Here is a 20,601-nt window from a genome sequence, read left to right as displayed (position 1 = left end):
ATTCTTTAATCGATAAGTTACTTTTGAAACTGGCTGTTCAGTAAAGCCTCCCAGTCTTTTGCCTGGGTTTCCAGTTGCTTCAGCTTTAATTCATTGTCAATAAATTGCTGGTAAAATGGTATGCTGCAAAGCTGCCGGTTCGCCTGGTCGGCAATTTGCAAAACGATTGATTTTACTGCGGTGCCATTCATGCTTTTTAAAACATAGCAGCGGGTAGCGTTGTTCAGGTCGTTTACGGTCACGGTTTCCTGCGATCCAAAAAGCAACGCTTTGCCCGATTGTGCCCAGCCTATGATCTTATTACCGATAAACTCCGACCGGCTTAAACTGAGGTGATGTTCATTTGCAATTGCCTGCAGGCGCTGGTTTAGCGCCGCGAATCTTTTTTGTTTTGACCGGCGGGTTATGATCACTACCGGGATAATAAATACAGCTAATAGGGTGCCCGCAACCAGGGCATTTTCCGTTATATGGTTCATGCTTGATAATTAAAATTGAATAAATACGCGCTGTAATAAACGCGAAGAATTAAAAAACTTAGATCAGCATGGGTTTACCAGAAACCATGAAACGGGAAAAGGATGAGCCGGTAAAACCGGGATGGTGGCACATTTGAAGCCTTGCTAATGTTGAACCTTGCAAGTGTGTAAGCTGCACTCAGATCAACAGCGGTAAAGAAAGCTGCCGGATGCACCGTAACCTGTAATGCAGGCGCATTAATTTCGGTATTCGTCTCGGCAATTAATTGGTCATGGTGGGTGTTTTGTTTAACACTCGCTTTATTGCTGTCATGTTTGCCGGTATAAGCGCGTACCTGTCCGGATCCGCTTATGTGTAAAGCGAAGAACAAAGTAACTACCAATAACGATTTCATCAACCTGGACAGCATAGGGCAAAGATAATGTTTTAAGAAAGATGAAGTAGGAAATCGCGGTTAAACTTATTACTTCATACAACAGCTTTCAATGTTGAGATAGGTAGCCCCTATGGGGCATAAGAGAATTTTAGACATATTGCTACAAACGGGTAGCCTTTACGAGGCAAGCGCCTTGTCTCGTCCTCAAAAAGGTTACAGTTTTTTAATAATCCTGCTATTTATTTACATACAGGTTGTTAGTAATTGTGCCTCGTAGAGGCTACCTGTTTGTAGGATAAATGTCCAATGTGTTTTTTGCCCCGTAGGGGTTACCTTCTTTCTACATCAAGTTTTTAAAAGTGACTTGTCCCCAGGACGAAACACATATGTGATAATGGTAACCAATCAAAACTATAAAAATCTAAATTTGGTCATCTATTAACGAAACGCTTCCTGCAAAATCAAAATATTGTATAAGTTTAGCCAATGAAATTTAGCGAAGCGGTTGTAAACAATAAAGATCACAACATTGAATGGATAAATAATTTGCGGCTGATCAGCATGTTTGCCGTTATTGTGTTACATACCGCCTCGCCCTTGCTTTTTGGCTATAAAAGTGTGCCTTTAAATGATTGGCTCACCGGCGATGTTTACAACGCGCTTGTGCGCTTTGCTGTGCCGGTTTTTGTGATGATAACCGGGGCATTGTTGTTACATCGCGAATATGGGTTGAGAGATTTTTTGAAAAAGCGTATCGGCAGGCTTATTCTTCCTTTCTTGTTCTGGAGCCTGGTTTATGTTGCCTACCGGCTGTATAACGAGGAGTTTACGTTTACCGGTCATTTGTGGCCCGATGTAAAATTTGTTTTAAATCAACTCAAATCAGGAGCGTATTATCATTTATGGTATGTGTACCTGTTAATAGGGCTGTACCTGTTTATTCCTGTCTTAGGCAAGTTTGTACAGCATGCTACCGAAAAGGAAATATTGTATTTTCTGGTGATTTGGTTTTTAGCGATGTTGTTGGCCACGCCATATTTAAGCATTTTTAATAGCGCTGTAGATATTCATAATTTTACAGGCTATATTGGCTACCTTGTATTAGGGCATTACCTTACTTACAAGCGATTCAACTTGCGGGCATTGCCGTATATTGCCGCCCTTGTGTTCGTCGCCCTGGTGGCTGTAATAAGCTGGGGTACCTACTACTTGCAGGTAAAAGATCATGAGCTTAAAACCTTTTTTTATGAGCCGGTTGGGCCTTTTGTTGTTATGTTGGCCACGTGTGCTTTTTTGATAGCCAAATACACCAAATTGAAACTTAATAAAACCGTGAAACGCGTTTGCGATAATGCGGGTAAATATACCCTTGGTATTTACCTGAGCCATGCCCTGGTATTAAGTATCTTTGATTTAAACGATATTAATTTTACCATTTTTAACCCTGTGTTGAGCATTCCGTTAATAGCTTTTGTTTGCTTTTTACTGTCGTGGCTGTTGGTATATGGCATGAGTAAGGTGCCTGTAATTAAACATTTGGTTGGATAGCGTTAATCAATTACAATAATTAACAAAACGCAAACAATATCTGCGTAAAACCATTATCAAAACAAAACATAAAACCGGCCAATGGATTCAGTTACCCATATTACTTTAGGAGCCTGCATTGGCGAACTTGTATTGGGTAAAAAATTGGGCAAACAGGCACTGTTATGGGGGGCTGTAGCTCAAAGCCTGCCCGATATTGATAGTGCCGGGGCTTTGTTTCTTCCGCCTGAACAGGCGCTTTTGGCTCATCGTGGTATAACCCATTCCTTAGTCTTCGCGGTAGTTGTTGGCCTGGCCTTAGCTTTTTTGGCCCAGCGGATACATCATAAGGTTTACCTCCCGTTTATTATGCTTGCGCTGTTTTTTTGTCTGCAATTAATGCTGCACGATTTGTTGGATACTTGTAATGCCTACGGTACCGGCCTGCTGGAACCGTTTAGCCATCAGCGGTTTTCGGTTAACCTGCTTTATGTGGCCGACCCTTTATTTACCATAGGTTTGCTTGTAGCCTTCGTAGTTTTGGTATTAAAAAATATCAATTATCAAGGCCGTACGAAATGGGCTTTTGCTGCGATGATGCTCTCCGGTTTATATTTATGTTTAGCCGGTTTTAGTAAATTGTACATAAGCGGCAGGGTACAGGCAACATTGGAAAAAGATCAGGTTCAACCAGGCTATTTAATTACACCAGCACCCTTTACCAGCATGCTTTGGTATATTGTAGCGCCCATAAACAATGGCTATAACACGGCCTACAGTTCGGTATTTGATGGTAACGATAACGCATTGAATTACCAGTTCCATGCTAAAGATGAAGGGTTATTAAGCAACATTCAAAATAAAGAATTAATAAATAGCCTCATCTCATTTTCAAACGGGTACTATACTATAACAAAGGCCGGAAACAACACCAATATCAATGTGTTGCGGTTTGGGCAGATACAAGGCTGGGCAGTGGCCGATGCACCTTTCGCGTTTAGTTACCCGCTGGTTGCCGGTAAAAACCAGGCCATGTTGCTGCAGAAAGGCCGCCTGACTGGCTGGGACGGTCATTCGCTTAAAATTTATATAAAGCGGATACTGGGCAAACCAGTTATTGAGAATAAACCTAATCACAAAATTTAAAAATGAACTGGTATTTACCCGCAATTGGCATTTATCTTATTCTGGTTATTTTCGTTTGCTTTCGTATTTTGTATGACATCCGGTCGGCAACTAAAACTTTCGCGTATTTGCTTATTACCATTCTTGTGCCGGTAGTTGGTATGGCTATTTATTTTGCTGTGGGCGCCAATTACCGGAAAAATAAATTGTACTCCAAAAAAATTGTGAGCGATAGTAAATTACGTGCCGAGATTCGCGAAAAGATTGTACAGGAATCGGAGAAGACATGGAATACTGGTGACGACGATTTAAAAGGCCGTAAAAAGCTTGCCCATATGCTGCTAAATGATAATAGCCCCTTAACCAGCAATAACGATGTAAAACTGTATATCAACGGCGAAGAAAAATTCCCCGATGTAATAACCGCTTTAAAAAATGCCAAACACCATATCCACATGGAATATTATATTTATGAGGATGGCGACATTGGTAACCAGATAAAAGATATCCTAATTAAAAAAGCAGCCGAAGGGGTAAGGGTCCGTTTTATTTATGACGATTTCGGAAGCCGCTCTATACGCCACACCCTGGTGCCCGAATTGATAGCCGGCGGTGTGGAGGCTTACCCTTTTTATAAGATCCTGTTTATCGCACTCTCCAACCGGACAAATTACCGCAATCATCGGAAGATTATTGTGATTGATGGCTGCACGGGCTTTGTAGGTGGCATTAACGTAAGCGACAGGTACATCAATAACAACGGCAAAAAGCAAGTATACTGGCGCGATACGCATGTCCGTATCAATGGCCCCGGGGTATATTACCTGCAATACCTTTTTATATGCGACTGGAATTTTAGCGCGGGTAAAAAGCTGAAACTGGAGAAGGATTTTTTCTGTTCGACAGAAAGCGCTAAAGGCGAAGCCATTGTACAAATTGCTGCCAGCGGGCCCGACTCGGATATTCCTACCATCATGTTCTCCCTAATCCAGGCTATTGGCATGGCCGAAGAAGAGCTGCTGATAACGTCGCCATATTTTATCCCCGGCGAAAGTGTTTTGGATGCAATTAATGTGTCTGCCCGTAGTGGGGTTAAAATTAAGCTGCTCGTACCAGGCAAGTCAGATTCAGCGTTGGTTAACGCCGCGTCGAGGTCATATTACCGCGAAATGCTCGACGCAGGCGTTGAGGTATATTTATACAAAAAAGGATTTGTACACGCCAAAACCCTGGTAGCCGATGGGCAACTGGCCATTGTTGGCACTGCCAATATGGATCAACGAAGTTTTGAACTGAATTTTGAGGTTAACAGCATAATATATGATGATAAAATAGCAGGCCAGTTAAGAGATGTTTTTTACACAGATATTAAAGATGCCGTTAAAATAAATCCCAAAACCTGGGCCAAACGTACCCTGTTTAAACAACTGCCCGAAAAGCTAATCAGGCTTTTATCGCCGTTGTTGTAGCTATTGCGTTGTCACCCTTAAACTCAAGGTATCTGTTTGCATCGCCGTAAAAATGCCCAGGCCGTTGGTAACGTTGGTGGGCTCGTTGAGCAAAGCCTGTGAATCGCGGGTGATATTGGTTGTCAGTATGTTGATGTATTCCTGGTTAACCCGCATTAATATCACTTTATAATGGCCGTAATAGTTAAATGACGATTGTACCAAGTTGTAATAAGATGCGCGCTCCGCGTTAATCTGGAAGCTGGGCTTATTATCACTGCGGATGTAAGATATATAATAGGGGTCGTTATCAAGGTTTTTGAACACCAACAGGTGGTACAGCGAATCGGGGTTGCTCCACTTAATGGTGGCCCTTGCCACATCGGCATATAAAGGGTTGATAGTGCTGGGAACATGAAATATACTATCCGATAGGGTAAAATCTGCAGGTTTGCCCGGCATAATAGTAGTAGCGCTGACTGCTACTCCGGCATAGGTAAACTGCATGGTATACGTTTTACCCGTGGTGATAAACGATTGATCGGCATAGGTATATGTGCCGCTTGCGCTTTCGGTTAGCTTGACGCTTTTGCTGCCATCAGATACGCTGATGCTTAAACCTGTAAGTGCCGCGCCGTAAGTTGTAGTATCGGTAAGGGCCTTTTGCTGGTAAACTTTGATACTTAATACCCGGCCGGGGATAAGGTATGATTCTACCACCGGTTTATTGGTAGCCAGTATATCCGACTGATTTTTTTTACACGATGCCAGCAGTATTAAACTGCCTATTAAGCTCAATGCGATATAGCGTGTATATGTTTTTATTTCCATCTTAAGCTGAGTGTTAGGTTGGGGGTAAAGCCCAGGTAATTTACATTGGTGGTTATCACCTGGTTGTTTTGCACCTGGTACTCTTTATACCAGGTATTGGTATGGTTGTAAACGTTGAAGAACGACAGGCCTATCGAACCTACTTTGTGACCATCAATCTTCAGCAGATCATATGATACCGACATATCCAAACGGTGGTATGCAGGCAGGCGTTCGCCGTTTTTGTCGCTGATGTTCAGGTAAGTTTTACTGTTGCCATCGGCTGTTTGAATGGTGTAAGTTGATAGGGGGGCAGTATACGGCCTGCCAGTACTGAACAGGAATGTTGCTGCAAAGTTAAACCTGTTGTAATGGTACATATTGATGGATTTAAACTCATGTCTTACATCCTGGTTAGCGTCGTAATAATAATCGCCAAAGGCGGCAAATTTATTCTGGGCTTTGGCAAGTGTATAACTTACCCAGCCGGTGTAGTTGCCCAGTTTTTTTTGTATCAGCAGTTCAACACCGGCATCGCGACCGGTACCTGTATAAAAATCTTCAGTAACAGTTTGTGTTTGCGGTGCGGCCATCCGGAAGCCACCGCCACCTGTTTGGGTTTGTTTCACTGTGTATTGCGTAAGCCCGGTTAAAGTTTTGTAATAGCTTTCTACACTAATCAAAAATTCATCATTTTCATAGCTAAGGCCGCCTATATAATGCCTGGCCATACCAACCGGGATATTGCTGCCGTTGGATAACACCCAAAAGTTACGGTCACCGGCCAATATATCCTGGCGGATAACTTGATTTTCAAATTGGTAAAACTGCCCGGTAGCACCCTTTACCGTGAAATGATCATTTAAATTATAACTGGCCGATAGGCGAGGTTCAAAATATGGTTTACCAGTTGGGCCGTAATAGCTGGCCCGTAAGCCCGGCTGGATATGAAAATTATTATTTGGATCGATAGAAAGCTCGGCATAAACACCTTCCAGCATGGCGTTGTTATGTTGGTTAATCAGTTTGCCGGTATCGTTTTGGGTGTATTCGTAATCAATTTTTTTATAGTTAACAAAGCCTCCAAAAAGCAGTTTGTAGGTTTCGCCGGCTTGCCATTCCCATTCAGATTTATAGCCAACATCTTTAAGGTGATTGGTTTCTACGGTGTTATTGCTAAAGGTGTGGGCAATGCCATTGCTATCCAGCAATGAGCCGCCCGAACTGGCGCGTTCCCGGTTGTTGAAATACGAGGAATAGGTAATGTAATTGTTGGAGTATAGTTTTTTACCCCACTGCCTGAACCATTTTACACTGCTGCCCAGATTGCCGTATTTGGTATAATCGGTAATGCCAATTCCGCTGCCCGATCCCGATAGGCCCGGCGGCAAGCCAAGGGTACGGCTGTTATCGGTTTTATCGGTTCCGGAGTAGTAGCTTACCGAAAGTTTATCCTTATCGCTGATGGTATATGTGTATTTGGCGTTGGCATCGTAAAAATACGAGGCCGGCGTTACCTGGTTGGCAAAGCCGCCACCGCCACGGCCGCCAAAACCGCCGCCACCAAAACCACCGCCCTGCGATGTTGTTGTCTGGTTAAACTGGTTAAATATCTTGTTATAAAAAGGCCCCTGATATGACCGCCTGATGGAAAGCAACAGTGTTTCATTTTTTGATAACGGTGTCTCCAGGAAGCCGCTCGCGCTTAATAAGCTCAGGTCGACACCCATATTGGTTTCGTTTTTATTGCCTTCTTTGCCGTTAATTTCGGTAACGCTTGATAGCCTGCCGCCGTATTTGGAGGTAAAGCCGCCTTTATAAAGCTGCACATCCTTAACTGCACTGGCGTTGAAGGCGCTAAAAAAGCCGTATAAGTGATCAACCTGGTAAACGGTAAAGCCATCCAATAAAACCAGGTTTTGATCGGGCGTACCACCGCGCACATAGGCCCCGGATGATGATTCGTTTGTGCCGCTCACGCCAGGCATCAGCTGGAAGGCACGCAGAATGTCCTTGTCGCCCATGGTTGGCAGCTTATCTAAATTTGCCGGCGAAAGCTGGAGCACGCCCACCTGCCTGCTATCGGTGTTCATAACTCCGCTTTTTTTGCCGGTAATATTAACTTCATTTAAGGTGTTTAGCGATGTGTACAGCCCGCAAATAAGCGTATTGTTGATTTTATCGCTGCTAAGCCTGAAATAGTCTGTTTGGTAGCCCGAATAGGATACCTCGACAACACAGGTATCTGAGGGTACCCGTAAAAAAGTAAAGTAACCATCAGAATTACTCATTGCCGTGAGGTCGGAGTTCCGGATCTTCACCGAAGCAGATGGAAGTGATTCGCCGGTTAGCTGATCGATCACCCGCCCGTTTATGCTGAACATAAAATGCTTGGGGGCTATCTTTGGCGCTATGTCCGGGTCGTCATCATCGGTCTTTTTACGTTTTATTTTGGCATTTGCAGCCTGCAACGAAAGTTGGTTTAGTTTTTTCAACCGGGCCAGGTCGTCGGTGTTTTTGAGGATGTAAATAGTGCCGGTAGATTCAATCCAGTACTTCAAATCGTGTTCCTGGCAAACTTGTTTGATAATGTTTTTTAAAGGCTCTTCAAAAAAATGCTCAACCACATCCATACCTTCAAGTTGGTTTTTATCATACACAATACGGATTTGGTAGGTGGTTGATATGGTATCAAGCATTTGATCAAGCGTGCACAAAAAAAAGTGGTTGACGATAATGTCTTTCAGCTTTTTTTGTGTTTGCTGTGCCTGTGTGGCCGAATGGCCTAAAGCTACGATGGTAAATAACAATAAGGAAAATCTCTTCATCAGGGGTACATTTTCTTTGCAACGAAATTGCACCCTATTTTCATCCACTTAAAATAAATGCGACATCAGGAGAGCTTGTGTAGATAAATGGGAGGAATGTGTAGTGAGGTTGGTTAAGCTTATGGTCCATAGACCATCGTCTATGGACCATAAGCTTTTGAACTCACACCTTTCCAATCATTTTATTAATCACCTCCCTGTAGCTGTCGCTGAGGGGCACTTCGGTGTTGATGAGTTTAATGCGGGCACGGCGAAGCTGGGATACGTGCTGCAGGTTTACCACGAATGATTTATGCACCCGGAAAAACTGCTCGGCCGGCAATTGCAATTCCACAGCTTTAAGGCTGATGCGTGATAAAACCGGTTTTTGCTGATTGGTGAAATGTACTTTTACATAGTCTTTTAGTCCTTCAATATATTCCACCTGGTCGAAACTTATTTTGATGAGGTTATAATCGGCATGCAAAAAGAAATAATTTTTTACCACAGGCTGGGGTACATAACTCCGGCGAAGTTCAAACAGGTCGATAGCTTTGTGGCAGGCTTTTAAAAACCTATCCAGCGGTACCGGTTTTACCAGGTAATCAATTACATCCAGTTCAAAACCTTCCAGTGCAAATTTTTCATAAGCCGTTACAAATATTACCATGGGGCGCTGGGTAAGGCTTTTAATAAGCTGTAAACCATTGATGCCGGGCATATAGATATCGCAAAATATCAGGTCGATCTGCTCCTTTTGCATAGCCAGGATGGCCTCGCCGGCATTGCGGCAGCGTGCGGCTATTTGTATACTATGTACGTGTTTCAGGTTATCTTCCAGCAGGTCAAGGGCCAGCGGTTCGTCGTCAATAATCAGGCATCTCATCATTTAAGTTCAATTTGCAGCATCACAATGTAGGTTTGCTCGTTTTTATTGATGTATAAGTTGTGTTTACCGGGGTAAAGCAGTTCCAGTCGTCGTTTTACGTTGGCTAAACCGATGCCGCTGTCATTATCCTTTTGCTTTTCGGCTGCGTTATACACATTTTGTACTGTAAATCGTAGTGTTTCTTCGTCGGCAAAAAGTGTAACCGCTATATCTGGCCTGGCAATATCCCCGGTACCGTGTTTAAAGGCATTCTCCACAAAAGGGATCAGCAGCATGGGCTCGATGGTTTTGTCCGGGGCTTTTATATCCGATTTAAAGTAAATTTTTACCTGGTCGCCAAAGCGTAGCTGTTGGAGGTTGATATAGCTGCGCAGGTAATCTTCTTTTTTTTGCACCGTTACCATTTCGGCATCGGTAACATACAGCATGTAACGCAATAATTGGGATAACTGTATCAGCGTAGGTTCAACTGCCGCAGGATTTATCCTGGATAACGCCACAGCACTATTGATGACATTAAATATAAAGTGCGGACTGATCTGCGAACGCAGAAAAGCCAGTTCGGACAGGAGCGAGGCATTGGTGATATCCTTCTTCTTGTTCATCGCCCTAAACTGATCTGCAAGGTAATGGTAGGCAAAACTTCCGGCAGTTATAGATAGTAACGGAAACAGTACAAATAATGGCCCACGTGGTGCCCGGCCTTCCATATCTTTAACATTGGGTAAAGGAAAATGTGGCCTGGCATATAATAACACAATGTTAAAAACTACAAAGGATGCCAGCAAGGCCAAAAAATAAAACCAGATGTTCTTTTTTAACACCTTGGGTATGAGTAAAAAAGCGTTCAGGTAAAACTCTGAGGCAAGCACCAGATTGAAAACGATAATGCGCCCGGGCGAGAAAAAGTGTTGAGGCATGCCCCGCATGTCTGGCCGCGAGATAATAGGGGTATAAATAATAAGCGCCCAAAACAGCAGGTGGATACACACCTCGATAATAAGCGCCGGCTTTATGCGGTTAAACATGCTGGCTAAGGTAAACGCATTTCACCACCGTTGTAAATACAATAGACGAGCGGCTTAAATGTGCCGACGAAAGGGGCTTTAGTTGGCAGGGAGCAGTTAGCAGTGGGCAGTTCTCAGTTTGCAGTGGGCGGTTTGCAGTTTTCAGTAGGCAGTTAGCAATTCTCGGTTGAGAGTTCTGAGTAGGCTCTGGGCGGTAGTACTCGGTTAGCAGTTTTGGTTGGCAGTTCGAGGTCGGTGGTATTCGTTGGGCAATCTCGGTTTGCATTGTTATATATTGGTGCTACCTAATACAAATTGCAACCTGGAACCAACCGCAACTGCAATCTGTCCCACCCAATGCAAACCCTCAAGCCGCGACTAAAACTGCCTACTGAAAACTGCAAACCGCGAACTGCTAACTGCGCGCCCGTATCATTATTACACAATAGTAGTAGAGTAATTTCCACAAACTCACACGCAACTTTAAATTAATTGCTGTTTTAAACGTTTTAACCCACATTTAATAATTGGCATTGCAATTGAATGTAACTTAATATCCTTCTCAAAGGATTGTTTTTCATAGGTAGATGTAAAGGCCGATAAAACTGCGAGAGTTTTTCGGCCTTATTTGTTCAATGCCGGCAAATTTTGCGCCCGTTATCCGCTTGGTTGACTTGATTACTTCAAACGTTTTGTATAATCGGGTTCGCACGCCGTTTTGATTAGGCTCGCTCGCCGATATTAATAGGTTGGCTGTTTTAAATTACCTTAGTCATTCATCATCCTTTTTTTACCGCTATAACTGGTTATGGTAATCTTCGCCACATCGGCGCCGACCTGCAAATTACGCGATGACTGTGACAGGTAGGTTGAGCCATAGTAAAACTCCACCCTTTTTTTGTCGCCGTTTTTATAGATGATATCTGCATAAAAATCATCGGCTTTTAGTTTGATGTACTTTTTAGGTTGAATGCCTATGCCGGTTTGCCTGTAAATCTTAAGGCTATCCTGGTTTTGTGTGGCAACTAAAACATCACCTCCTTTAGCCGACTGCACGGTGGCCAATCCCTTGGCATCGCCGTTAATAAACAGGCCGCTTTTAGCTACAGATAGGGGAGCGAATCCGCCTTTGCCATTCCCCTTCAAGTATAGGCCCATAAAGGCATCATGCCGCCCGGTAAAAGGCTCCATTCCAAAATCGTTACCTGCCATCACCAGATCCAGGTTGCCGTCCTGGTCAATATCTTTTGCAACTATACCGTATACGGGTGCCATTTGTGTGGCTAATGGCATGGGGCTTATTGTAAACTTGCAGTTTCCTTTATTGGTAATAAAGCTGGTGTTCATATCAGAGGCTTTCATAATCACCGCGTTTTCTTTGTCTTTTTCGCTCCATAAATCGTCCATAGTAGCTTTGCCGAAGCCCCTGTAGCTTGGGTATTTTTTGCGGATAGATATCAGCTGGCTTATCAAATCGTCGCGTGTGTGCATCGGGAAGGGCTTTTGCAATCCATCCTCGGCCTTCATGTAGCAAAATATCATGGCATCAAATGATCCGTTGCCATCAAGGTCTTTACCCATAATGGTCATTGGTTGTTCAAAAGTTGCTTTGTAATTTGAGTTTTGTCCCAGGTTGCCTGCAACATAATCCACCTGGCCATCGTTATTAACATCACCGGCAACAATGCTGTTCCACCAGCCAACGTGGTTGTCAATTCCCGTTTTTATTTTGGTAAAACCGTTACCGGTATTTTTGTAAAAGGTTACCGGCATCCATTCGCCCACAACAACAAGGTCAACCTGCCCGTCGTTATCAAAATCAGACCATAGCGCATCGGTAATCATCCCGCCGCGTGCCAGTTCAGGACAAAGCTGTGCGGTTACGTCGGTAAATTTGCCGCCATCGTTTCTGAAAATATGGCTCACCGGCGATGATGGGTAAGCACCCGAAACAGACCGCCCACCTACAAACAGGTCAAGGTCGCCATCGCGGTCAAAATCGGCCGCGCGTACACAGGAGCCATTATCATACTCAACCGGCACAGTACCAAAGCTTTTGGTAAACTGCCCCTTACCATTATTGATATATAGCCGGTCCTGCGCGGTAGTATGGTCTTTCGGGAACTCGTAGCTGCCGCTAACCACATATAAATCAAGGAAACCGTCGCCATTGGCATCAAACAACAGCGCGCCCATATCTTCTTCCTCCTTGAAACTATCGTTTAAAAAACGATTATTGTCCATGGTAAACTTACCGTCGGCACCCTGCATAAAAAACACGCCTTTATTGCCTGCAGCCCCGCCAACATAAAAATCGTCGTAGCCGTTGTTATCTACATCACCTACAGCTATAGATGGCCCATACTGGCTTAGTTTATGCGGTAGGGTTGGTTGGATGTTATAATCAATGGCATCTTTTTCCTGGTGCACATATTTGATACCCAATTGGTTTGCTGCTGATTGGAATACCGGTGCACTCTCCAAATGAAGCTGGGGGCTGTAACTGCCTGAACCGTTTTTGTATTGCAGGGTGATAGTTTGATTTGCCTTGATGTTTTTTACCAATTCGGTTTTGCCATCTGCCCAGCGGATGCGCAACGAATCAATTTCATTAGCAGTGCCGATACCGAAATGTGCTTTGGCATCATCGGTGCTCATATAGCCGCGGCAGGGTTGCTGGTCATAAAATTGCTGTTTGCCCTGGTAGTAAATACGCATGGTTGCACCAATGCCGCCAAGGTTTTTACTATCTCCCGTTAGCTTAACGGTGAGATAATGGTGCGTTTTATCTACCTGTGTTTTGCTGTTTAGTGTGTTTTCGTAAATGAAGGCATCGTCATCAATATTGTTGATTACCAGGTCAAGGTCGCCATCGTTATCAAGGTCGGCATAAACGCCGCCGGTTGAAAAAGTTGGTTTAACAATACCCCAGTTTTTCGACTGGTCGGCAAACATATAGCCGCCCTGGTTTTTAAAAGCATAGCTGGCCGTTTTAACAACCGGGAACGAGTCGGCTGCGGCCAACGTGCGGTTTTCCTTTACAGTGCGGCCCTGGTCGTTACTGTATAAGGCATGGTCCAGGTCGGTTACATCGCGCGGGTAACCGTTGGTAATTACCATATCGCGGTAGCCATCGTTATCAAAATCGGCCACCAACGGCGTCCAGCTCCAATCGGTTTGGTAAATGCCGGCCATGTAGGCTATATCGCTAAACTGGATGTGCCCCAGTGGCGTTTGTCCCTGGTTTAACTGCAACACGTTACGGATATATTGATGCTCGTAATTAAACTTTTTGTTGTTGATGTATGTAATGTAGTTATCGCCCATCAGCATGGTTTTTTTGCGCACATTTTCTTCGGGCAGCATCTCTAACGATACCAGGTCGGGCAGGCCGTCGTTGTTGATATCTACCATATCCGAGCCCATTACCGACCAGCCGGTATGTTTAAAATAGTCGCCCGCGCGATTGGCAAACGTCCCGTTTTTATTGTTGATGTATAGCACATCGTTTGATATAAAGTCATTGCCTACATAAATATCAGGCCATCCATCGTTGTTAATATCTGTTACCGATACCGAGTTGCCAAAGCCCTCAATTAAAATGCCTGCCTCTTTAGTAACATTGCTAAATGTGCCGTTACCGTTGTTGTGGTAAAGGCGGTCGTTATTTTCGGCGCTGCCATCGGTCAGTTTAGGACGATAAGCTACAGGGGTGGTTTTGCCTAAAAAGTTTGTCAGCAGGTACATATCCAGGTCGCCATCATGGTCGTAATCAAAAAATATGGCTTGCGTGCTGTAGCCATCATCGTCCAGTCGGTAGGCCTTTGCTTCGTCTTTAAAAGTGGGTATACCATCTTTATTATTGCCCTGGTTAATGTACAGCATGTTACGGCGCTGTTCGGGATTTGATTTAAACGACGCGCAAACGTAAATGTCCATTTTGCCATCGTTATTAATATCCACAACGGATACGCCCGCGCTCCATTTGCCTTCGCCATCAACACCGGCAGTATTGGTTATATCGGTAAATTTCAAGTCGCCTTTGTTGAGGAATAGCTTGTTGGCTACCATGTTGCCTGCAAAATAAACATCGGGCAGGCCATCGTTATTAAAATCGCCTATGCCCACGCCGGCACCGTTGTACAAGTAAGGATGGTTAAGAATGTTGATACTATCGCTTGGGCTCAGTGTGTTTCTAAAATCGATGCCGGTTTGTGATGCGTCTAATAGTTTAAAAAGGGTAGGGCCGTCCTGTTTGCGCGAGCAGCCGGCTGCCAAAAAAAACAATAGTATAAGCGCGGGTTTAAACTTAAGGAGTAAAGGTTTTATCATGTAATTACAGTAAAAATTTAATAATGGTTTATGCTTTGGTTAAGCTTTAACTTATTGAACGCTATACAGTAAGCGTACGTAAAGAAAATGGATTTTGATATAACAGATTCTGCAAATCATCTCAATATTTCGTCAAATTGTATCGCTCAATATATGTTTATGGATTTCCTGTTAGCTTTGATGGATAGCCTATCCGGGCCAATTAACCTTTATTAATTTTATCAAAACCCATGTATGAATAAACTTTACTTTACTGTTTTTGCCGTTACCTTGTTATTTGGCTGTAGTAAAAATAGCGGGTGGAAAAAATCAGCCGAAAACCCCAATTACATCCATCGATCGGTACGCGAGGTTATCGAGGTAATGCTGCATGATATTTATTCGCCACCGGTGGCAAGCCGCATTTACGCTTATATCACCGTTGCAGGGTACGAGGCCGCACGTAACGGCAAACCGAAATATGTGTCGCTTGCGGGCCAGGTAAAAGGCTTGGATTCAATCCCCGAACCGGAAGCCGGCAAAACATATTGCTACAATTTAGCTGCCGCGCATGCCATTTTAACGGTTGGGAAAATACTGGTCATGTCTGAAGGCCGGATAGAGGCTTTCCACAGCGGGTTGATGGATGAATTTAAAAATACCGGCATGCCCGATGAAGTATACCAAAACTCGATAGCTTATGGAAAGTTGATTGCCGACCGGATTATTAAATGGGCGGGCAAGGATAATTATAAGCATACCCGTTCGTTATCAAAATACGATGTGCAAACAGACGATGCCACCTGGAAGCCGACACCACCGGCCTATATGAAAGGGGTGGAGCCGCACTGGAACGAAATACGTCCATTTTTACTGGATTCGGCACAACAGTTTAAGCCTGCAAAAGCGGTGGATTTTTCGAAGGAACCCACCAGTTATTTCTATAAACTGGCTGTTGCTGTAAGGGAGGCCGGCCAGCATTTAACACCGGAGCAAAGCACTATAGCCACATATTGGGACGATAACCCGTTTAAGGTTAATACCAATGGGCATACCATGTTTGCTACCAAAAAAATATCGCCCGGGGGCCATTGGATAAACATTGCCGGGTTGGTTTGCCGCCAGGCTAAAGCCGACTACGTCCGTTCGGCTGAGACTTATGCCTGCCTGGCTGTTGTAATTGCCGATAGCTTTATTAATTGCTGGGACGAAAAATACAAAAGCAAAGTTATTCGCCCCGAAACCTATATTAACCAATACATTGATCAAAACTGGATGCCTTTGCTGCAAACCCCACCATTCCCCGAATACACGAGCGGGCATAGCGTAGTTTCAAATGCATCGGCAGTGGTGCTCGGCAAGCTGTTTGGCGATAATCTTGCTTTTACAGATTCCACCGAGGTAGAGTTTAGTATCCCCGCCCGGAAGTTCGAATCATTTAAAGCGGCCGCCGATGAGGCAGCTATCAGCCGGTTTTACGGCGGTATTCATTATATGCCATCCATTGTAAATGGCGTTGACGAAGGAAGGCGTATAGGAAACTTCGCGATCAACAAGCTAAAGACACATGAGTAGTATCAAGTACTTAGTATCAAGTATCAAGACAGCTGCCTTTTTTAGTACAAATGGCAAGTATCAACGTAGCCGCAAATACAGTGGTAAAGCTGCAAGTCAAAAATCTTGATACTTGATACTAACTACTTGATACTGTCTTAACCTTCTGATTCTTTTTATTTTGTTGATACTCGGTAGGGGTGGTGCCAAATTGTTTCAAAAAGTTACGGCCCAGGTGCGATTGTGAGCTGTAACCTACCATATTAGCAACTTCATAAATCTTATAATCGCCATCTTCAAGCAGTTTTGCAGCTGCCTTAAGGCGGGTTATATTAATCAGTTCGTTAATGGTTAGGTTTGATATAGCCTTAATTTTACGGTACAACGTAGGCTTACTCATATTCATCAGGCTGGCAATATGCTCTACATCAAGGTCGGGATTTTGAATATTATTATTAATTACCGCGTTAAGCTTATCCAAAAAGCTTTCGTCCGGTTTGGAGTAGGCCATAGTTTTAATATTTGCCAGCGGCGAACTTGCAAAATGGTCTTTGATTTTATTGCGGTTGATAAGCAGATTGGCTATTTGCACCTGTAAATGCTCGGGCGAAAACGGTTTTTCGATATAGGCATCTGCACCTACTTCCAGGCCTTCTATTTTGCTTTGCAGGGTGTTTTTAGCCGTGAGTAATATAATAGGGATATGGCTGTAATCAAATGTGGTTTTAATGCGCTTGCATAACTCAAAGCCATCAATTCCCGGCATCATTACATCGCTGATAATAAGCTGGATGTTTTCAATTTCTATCATATCCAGCGCTTCCTGGCCGTTTAATGCTTTTATTACAGCATATTTATCGCTCAGGTCGTCCGAAATAAAATCAAGTATCTCGGGATTGTCATCCACCAAAAGTATAATCGGTTTCATAAAATCAAAATTTTCTTCTTTAATAGAATCGGTTAGTTCATAATCGTCGGGAGTGTTGTGCAGGTCAAATTCCTTCTCCTGGTGAATAGGCAAGGTTAAGTTAAAAATATTGAAATCGTTAATAGATTTATTCAACACTAATAATCCTTTGTGCAATTCGGCAAGGGAACGCGACAGGGAGAGGCCTATCCCTGTGCCAATTTGTTTTTCTGATTCCTTCATCCTGAAGAAGGGCTCAAAAATCTTTTCACGCATTTCGTAAGGCACAATGTAACCGTTGTTTCTTATTTCAATGGTAAATGTATTATCGCCGGGTTCGGGCTTCAGCAGTTCCACCTCTATAGCGTTTTCGCCATATTTAATGGCGTTATTGATCAGGTTACTTATTATTTTGGTAAATGCTTCAATATCAACATAGGCATACAAGGTTTTATCTACACATATTAGGGTGTAACGTTGCCCTTTTTGCTCGGTTAGGGGCTTAAACCTTAAAAATATATCGGCCAGCAAATCGGCTATGTTTGTTTTTACAAAACTCAGGCTAAAGCCATTGGTTTCTGTTTTCCTGAAATCAAGCAACTGGTTTGTCAGATCGAGTAGCCTGTTGGTGTTTTTCTCCATGATCTTCAGGTTATTCTGAATCTCGGGTACGTGCTCAGATCTTTTGATCACCTTTTCCATTGGCCCTTTTATAAGGGTTAGCGGAGTACGTATTTCATGTGCTACATTGGTAAAAAACTCAATTTTGGCATTATATATCTGTTTTTCCTTGTCGCTCTCCAGTATCTCTATCAATCGTCTATTGCGCTGTTTGTTGCGGTTGTGGTACTGCCTTAACAGGTAATAGCCAGTTAAAATAACCAGCACAGTATACAGTGCATAGGCCCAGGAACTTGCCCAAAAAGGCGGCGCAATGTTTATTTCAAGGGCTGTTTCTTTAGTGCTCCAAACGCCGTTATTGTTTGCAGCTTTTATTATAAAGGTATAATGGCCGGGCCGCAGCTGTGTAAAGTATACTTTGCGGTTTCGTTTTAAATCTGTCCAACCTTTGTCCAGCCCTTTCATGGTGTATTTATACTGGGTCATCTCGGGCGACGGGTAGCTTAAGGCGGCAAAATCAATGCTAAATGACGATTGGTTATAATTTAAATTAATTTTTTTTGTGTAGATGATGGATTGCCGGAGTAATGAATCGGCCCCATTTACCACTATCTCCTGGTTGTGTACCTGGAAACCGGTTATAAATACCGGGGCAACATAGTTGTTTAAGGCAAAAGCCGACGGATTAAAGCTTATCATCCCTTTAACGCAGCCAAAATACATGGTGCCATCAGTATCTTTAAATGCCGAATTGTAGTTAAACTGATCGCTTAATAAACCGTTAGCCCTGGTATAAACCTTAATGCTGTTGGTAATAATGTTAAAGCTTACCAGGCCGCGGGAGGTGCTGATCCATAAGTTTTTATGATTGTCTTCCAGCATCCTGAATACATAGTTGCTTGGTAAACCGTTATCAAGATCATAAAACTTAAAGTTTTTTTTCTCCGGATCATATCTCCATAAACCAAGACCATCTGTGGCAAACCATAAAATATGGTTGCTATCCTCAAAAACGCCGTTAACTGTTGATCCGTTAATAGCTTTTTTAACAGGGTATGCATCGCGGATGTGAATACTGGTATTGGTGCCGGGGTCATAAGTATAAATACCATCCCTTACAGTACCTATCCAAAGTTTGCCCGAATGGTCTTCAATAATATCATAAACAAAATCGCCTCCCGGTATTTTATCAATTAATGTAAAATCGGCCTTTTTACGGTTATAAATATAAAGCCCCCTGGTAGCCCCCACGTATATGGTACCCTTCCTTGTTTTACGAAAACAAATTATGAAGTTGCTTTTGAGGCTGCTGTGTTTACCAACCAGGTAAACTTTTACCACCTTACCGCTGGGAATATCCATAGCATCAACCCCGCGCTCAAAGGTGCCTATAAGCAAATTTTTGCCATCGGCTACCAGGCCGTGGATGTTGGTGTTGGTTATGTCGGTTTTGCCGCCCGGTAGGTAGTGCGTCCAGGTGCGTTTATCGGCGCTTAACTTATTCAGGCCGTAATCTTCGGTTCCCATCCAAAGATTACCGTAATCATCTTTGCAAATTTCGCGTACTACGTTTCCTTTAAGCGAGTTTTTTTCATCGCCGGGGTAATATTTGTTGAAAGTTGAATATTGTTTTGGATAATAATTTATCCCGCCAAAATAGGTGCCTGCCCAAATGCCTCCCTCCACATCCCGGCATAGGGTGTACACGGCATTATCCGATATACTGTACGGGTCGTTATACTTTTTCCTTAAATTGGTAAAAGAGTTGTTAAGCACATCGTAAATAAATATTCCCGATTCGGTAGCCAGCCAAAACTGGTTATCGGCATATTTTGCAAAATCCCTTACATAAATGCCGGTTTTGTTTTTATTATTTGTCAGTACATCGGAATAAGTTCCGGTAACGCAGTCAAATATTTTAAAACCCTGACTGGTGGTACCTATAAATATTTTATTGTTGCCTGCGTTAAAAATTTTTTCAGTGAAGTAAGAGGGAGCCCAATTGGAGTGGTTAACTATGCTGTAGCTTTTAAAGGTATTGCGAACGGTGTCCAGCCGTTCAATAGTGCCGCTATTGGATGATACCCACATATAGCCGTTATTTTGAACTATACCCGAGGCTTCAAAATTTTGCAGTTTACCAAAGTCGGTTGTTTTGCCGGTTTGCGTATTATACCTGATCAGGGACGATCCTGCGATGTACCAGCAATTATTATAATGGTCAAATTCGATAGCTCTGACACCATTGGTATTTGATGGATTTACGCGGATAAAACTTTCTGTTTTGCTATCAAATTTATCAATCCCCTCATCGGTGCCTACCCATAAATTGCCGTTGTTGTCAAGCCTGAGGGCATGTACCATGTTGCTGCAAATGCTGCGTGGATTTTTAGGATTATGCCCGAAAACCCGGAATGTGTAACCATCAAAACGGTTTAAACCATCGCGGGTGCCAAACCATAAAAATCCCTGTTTATCCTGCAAACTGCAGTAAACCGTATTATTTGATAATCCCTGCTCAACCTGGTAATGCCTGAAGTAATAAGGCTGTGCATTACAGATACTGAAGGATAGTATAAATAGTAAAAAAAATAAATATGCAGGTTTCAAAATCGATCTCTTGAACAAATATAGCCATTCTGAACAAGGGTTTTCGTCTGAATAAAAATTGATACTTTTTGACTAATTATTGAGATGATTTGGTTAATAAGGAGGCCCGTAAATCCTTTTTCTTTACAT

At 43.2% G+C, this 20,601-nt stretch carries 12 protein-coding genes; 4 read left to right on the top strand and 8 right to left on the bottom strand.

Annotation, left to right across the window (positions count from 1 at the left end):
• Positions 1-17: 17 nt before the first annotated feature.
• Both ACFGVS_RS05540 and ACFGVS_RS05535 read right to left on the bottom strand, forming a co-directional pair.
• Complete coding sequence (locus ACFGVS_RS05540; protein WP_274213611.1) at positions 18-479, bottom strand: hypothetical protein; 462 nt, start codon at positions 477-479, stop codon at positions 18-20.
• 74 nt (positions 480-553) lie between these two features.
• Positions 554-889: a hypothetical protein gene (locus tag ACFGVS_RS05535; protein ID WP_274213610.1), complete on the bottom strand. Its 336-nt coding sequence runs from the start codon at positions 887-889 to the stop codon at positions 554-556.
• A 453-nt stretch (positions 890-1,342) separates the two neighbouring features.
• On the opposite strand from ACFGVS_RS05535, the gene ACFGVS_RS05530 reads away from it, so the two are divergent.
• The 3 genes from ACFGVS_RS05530 (at position 1,343) to cls (ending at position 4,977) form a co-directional block, all read left to right on the top strand.
• Positions 1,343-2,404 (top strand): acyltransferase, encoded by a 1,062-nt coding sequence (locus ACFGVS_RS05530; protein WP_274213609.1) that lies wholly within the window; start codon positions 1,343-1,345, stop codon positions 2,402-2,404.
• Positions 2,405-2,485: 81 nt separating this feature from the next.
• Positions 2,486-3,529 carry a metal-dependent hydrolase gene (locus tag ACFGVS_RS05525; protein WP_439697801.1) on the top strand — a complete coding sequence of 348 codons (1,044 nt, stop codon included), beginning with the start codon at positions 2,486-2,488 and terminating at the stop codon, positions 3,527-3,529.
• 2 nt (positions 3,530-3,531) lie between these two features.
• The gene (cls, locus tag ACFGVS_RS05520; RefSeq protein WP_274213607.1) at positions 3,532-4,977 is read left to right on the top strand and encodes a cardiolipin synthase; all 1,446 of its coding nucleotides are present in this window, start codon (positions 3,532-3,534) and stop codon (positions 4,975-4,977) included.
• Here the strand turns inward: cls and ACFGVS_RS05515 are convergent, their stop codons facing one another.
• The 5 genes from ACFGVS_RS05515 to ACFGVS_RS05495 form a co-directional block, all read right to left on the bottom strand.
• Positions 4,978-5,787, bottom strand: coding sequence for a DUF4249 family protein (locus ACFGVS_RS05515; protein ID WP_090650915.1), 810 nt, complete (start codon positions 5,785-5,787; stop codon positions 4,978-4,980). It abuts the gene before it with no gap.
• The gene (locus ACFGVS_RS05510; protein ID WP_439697800.1) at positions 5,778-8,594 is read right to left on the bottom strand and encodes a TonB-dependent receptor; all 2,817 of its coding nucleotides are present in this window, start codon (positions 8,592-8,594) and stop codon (positions 5,778-5,780) included. Before ACFGVS_RS05510 ends, ACFGVS_RS05515 begins: the two co-directional genes overlap by 10 nt.
• 163 nt (positions 8,595-8,757) lie before the next feature.
• A complete protein-coding gene (locus ACFGVS_RS05505; RefSeq protein ID WP_225976395.1) occupies positions 8,758-9,462 on the bottom strand; it encodes a LytR/AlgR family response regulator transcription factor in 705 nt (234 codons plus the stop codon).
• Positions 9,459-10,490 carry a sensor histidine kinase gene (locus ACFGVS_RS05500; RefSeq protein WP_439697799.1) on the bottom strand — a complete coding sequence of 344 codons (1,032 nt, stop codon included), beginning with the start codon at positions 10,488-10,490 and terminating at the stop codon, positions 9,459-9,461. The genes ACFGVS_RS05505 and ACFGVS_RS05500 overlap by 4 nt, the downstream gene beginning before the upstream one ends.
• A gap of 747 nt (positions 10,491-11,237) precedes the next feature.
• The gene (locus ACFGVS_RS05495) at positions 11,238-14,801 is read right to left on the bottom strand and encodes a VCBS repeat-containing protein (protein WP_439697798.1); all 3,564 of its coding nucleotides are present in this window, start codon (positions 14,799-14,801) and stop codon (positions 11,238-11,240) included.
• Positions 14,802-15,035: 234 nt separating this feature from the next.
• Between ACFGVS_RS05495 and ACFGVS_RS05490 the strand changes: the two genes are divergently transcribed.
• Entirely contained in the window at positions 15,036-16,355 is a 1,320-nt protein-coding gene (locus tag ACFGVS_RS05490; protein WP_439697797.1) for a vanadium-dependent haloperoxidase, read from the top strand.
• A 118-nt stretch (positions 16,356-16,473) separates the two neighbouring features.
• On the opposite strand, the gene ACFGVS_RS05485 is transcribed toward ACFGVS_RS05490, so the two are convergent.
• Entirely contained in the window at positions 16,474-20,472 is a 3,999-nt protein-coding gene (locus ACFGVS_RS05485; RefSeq protein ID WP_439697796.1) for a hybrid sensor histidine kinase/response regulator transcription factor, read from the bottom strand.
• Between the last annotated feature and the right edge of the window lie 129 nt (positions 20,473-20,601).

Source organism: Mucilaginibacter sediminis (assembly GCF_051903035.1).
Classification (GTDB): Bacteria; Bacteroidota; Bacteroidia; order Sphingobacteriales; family Sphingobacteriaceae; genus Mucilaginibacter.
This window is presented reverse-complemented; position numbering and strand designations above follow the sequence as displayed.

Excerpts from the sequence above, each read along its gene's own strand:
- ACFGVS_RS05540 (WP_274213611.1), bottom strand. The coding sequence starts at position 479 with ATGAACCATATAACGGAAAATGCCCTGGTTGCGGGCACCCTATTAGCT.
- ACFGVS_RS05535 (WP_274213610.1), bottom strand. The coding sequence starts at position 889 with ATGCTGTCCAGGTTGATGAAATCGTTATTGGTAGTTACTTTGTTCTTC.
- ACFGVS_RS05530 (WP_274213609.1), top strand. The coding sequence starts at position 1,343 with ATGAAATTTAGCGAAGCGGTTGTAAACAATAAAGATCACAACATTGAA.
- ACFGVS_RS05525 (WP_439697801.1), top strand. The coding sequence starts at position 2,486 with ATGGATTCAGTTACCCATATTACTTTAGGAGCCTGCATTGGCGAACTT.
- cls (WP_274213607.1), top strand. The coding sequence starts at position 3,532 with ATGAACTGGTATTTACCCGCAATTGGCATTTATCTTATTCTGGTTATT.
- ACFGVS_RS05515 (WP_090650915.1), bottom strand. The coding sequence starts at position 5,787 with ATGGAAATAAAAACATATACACGCTATATCGCATTGAGCTTAATAGGC.
- ACFGVS_RS05510 (WP_439697800.1), bottom strand. The coding sequence starts at position 8,594 with ATGAAGAGATTTTCCTTATTGTTATTTACCATCGTAGCTTTAGGCCAT.
- ACFGVS_RS05505 (WP_225976395.1), bottom strand. The coding sequence starts at position 9,462 with ATGATGAGATGCCTGATTATTGACGACGAACCGCTGGCCCTTGACCTG.
- ACFGVS_RS05500 (WP_439697799.1), bottom strand. The coding sequence starts at position 10,490 with ATGTTTAACCGCATAAAGCCGGCGCTTATTATCGAGGTGTGTATCCAC.
- ACFGVS_RS05495 (WP_439697798.1), bottom strand. The coding sequence starts at position 14,801 with ATGATAAAACCTTTACTCCTTAAGTTTAAACCCGCGCTTATACTATTG.
- ACFGVS_RS05490 (WP_439697797.1), top strand. The coding sequence starts at position 15,036 with ATGAATAAACTTTACTTTACTGTTTTTGCCGTTACCTTGTTATTTGGC.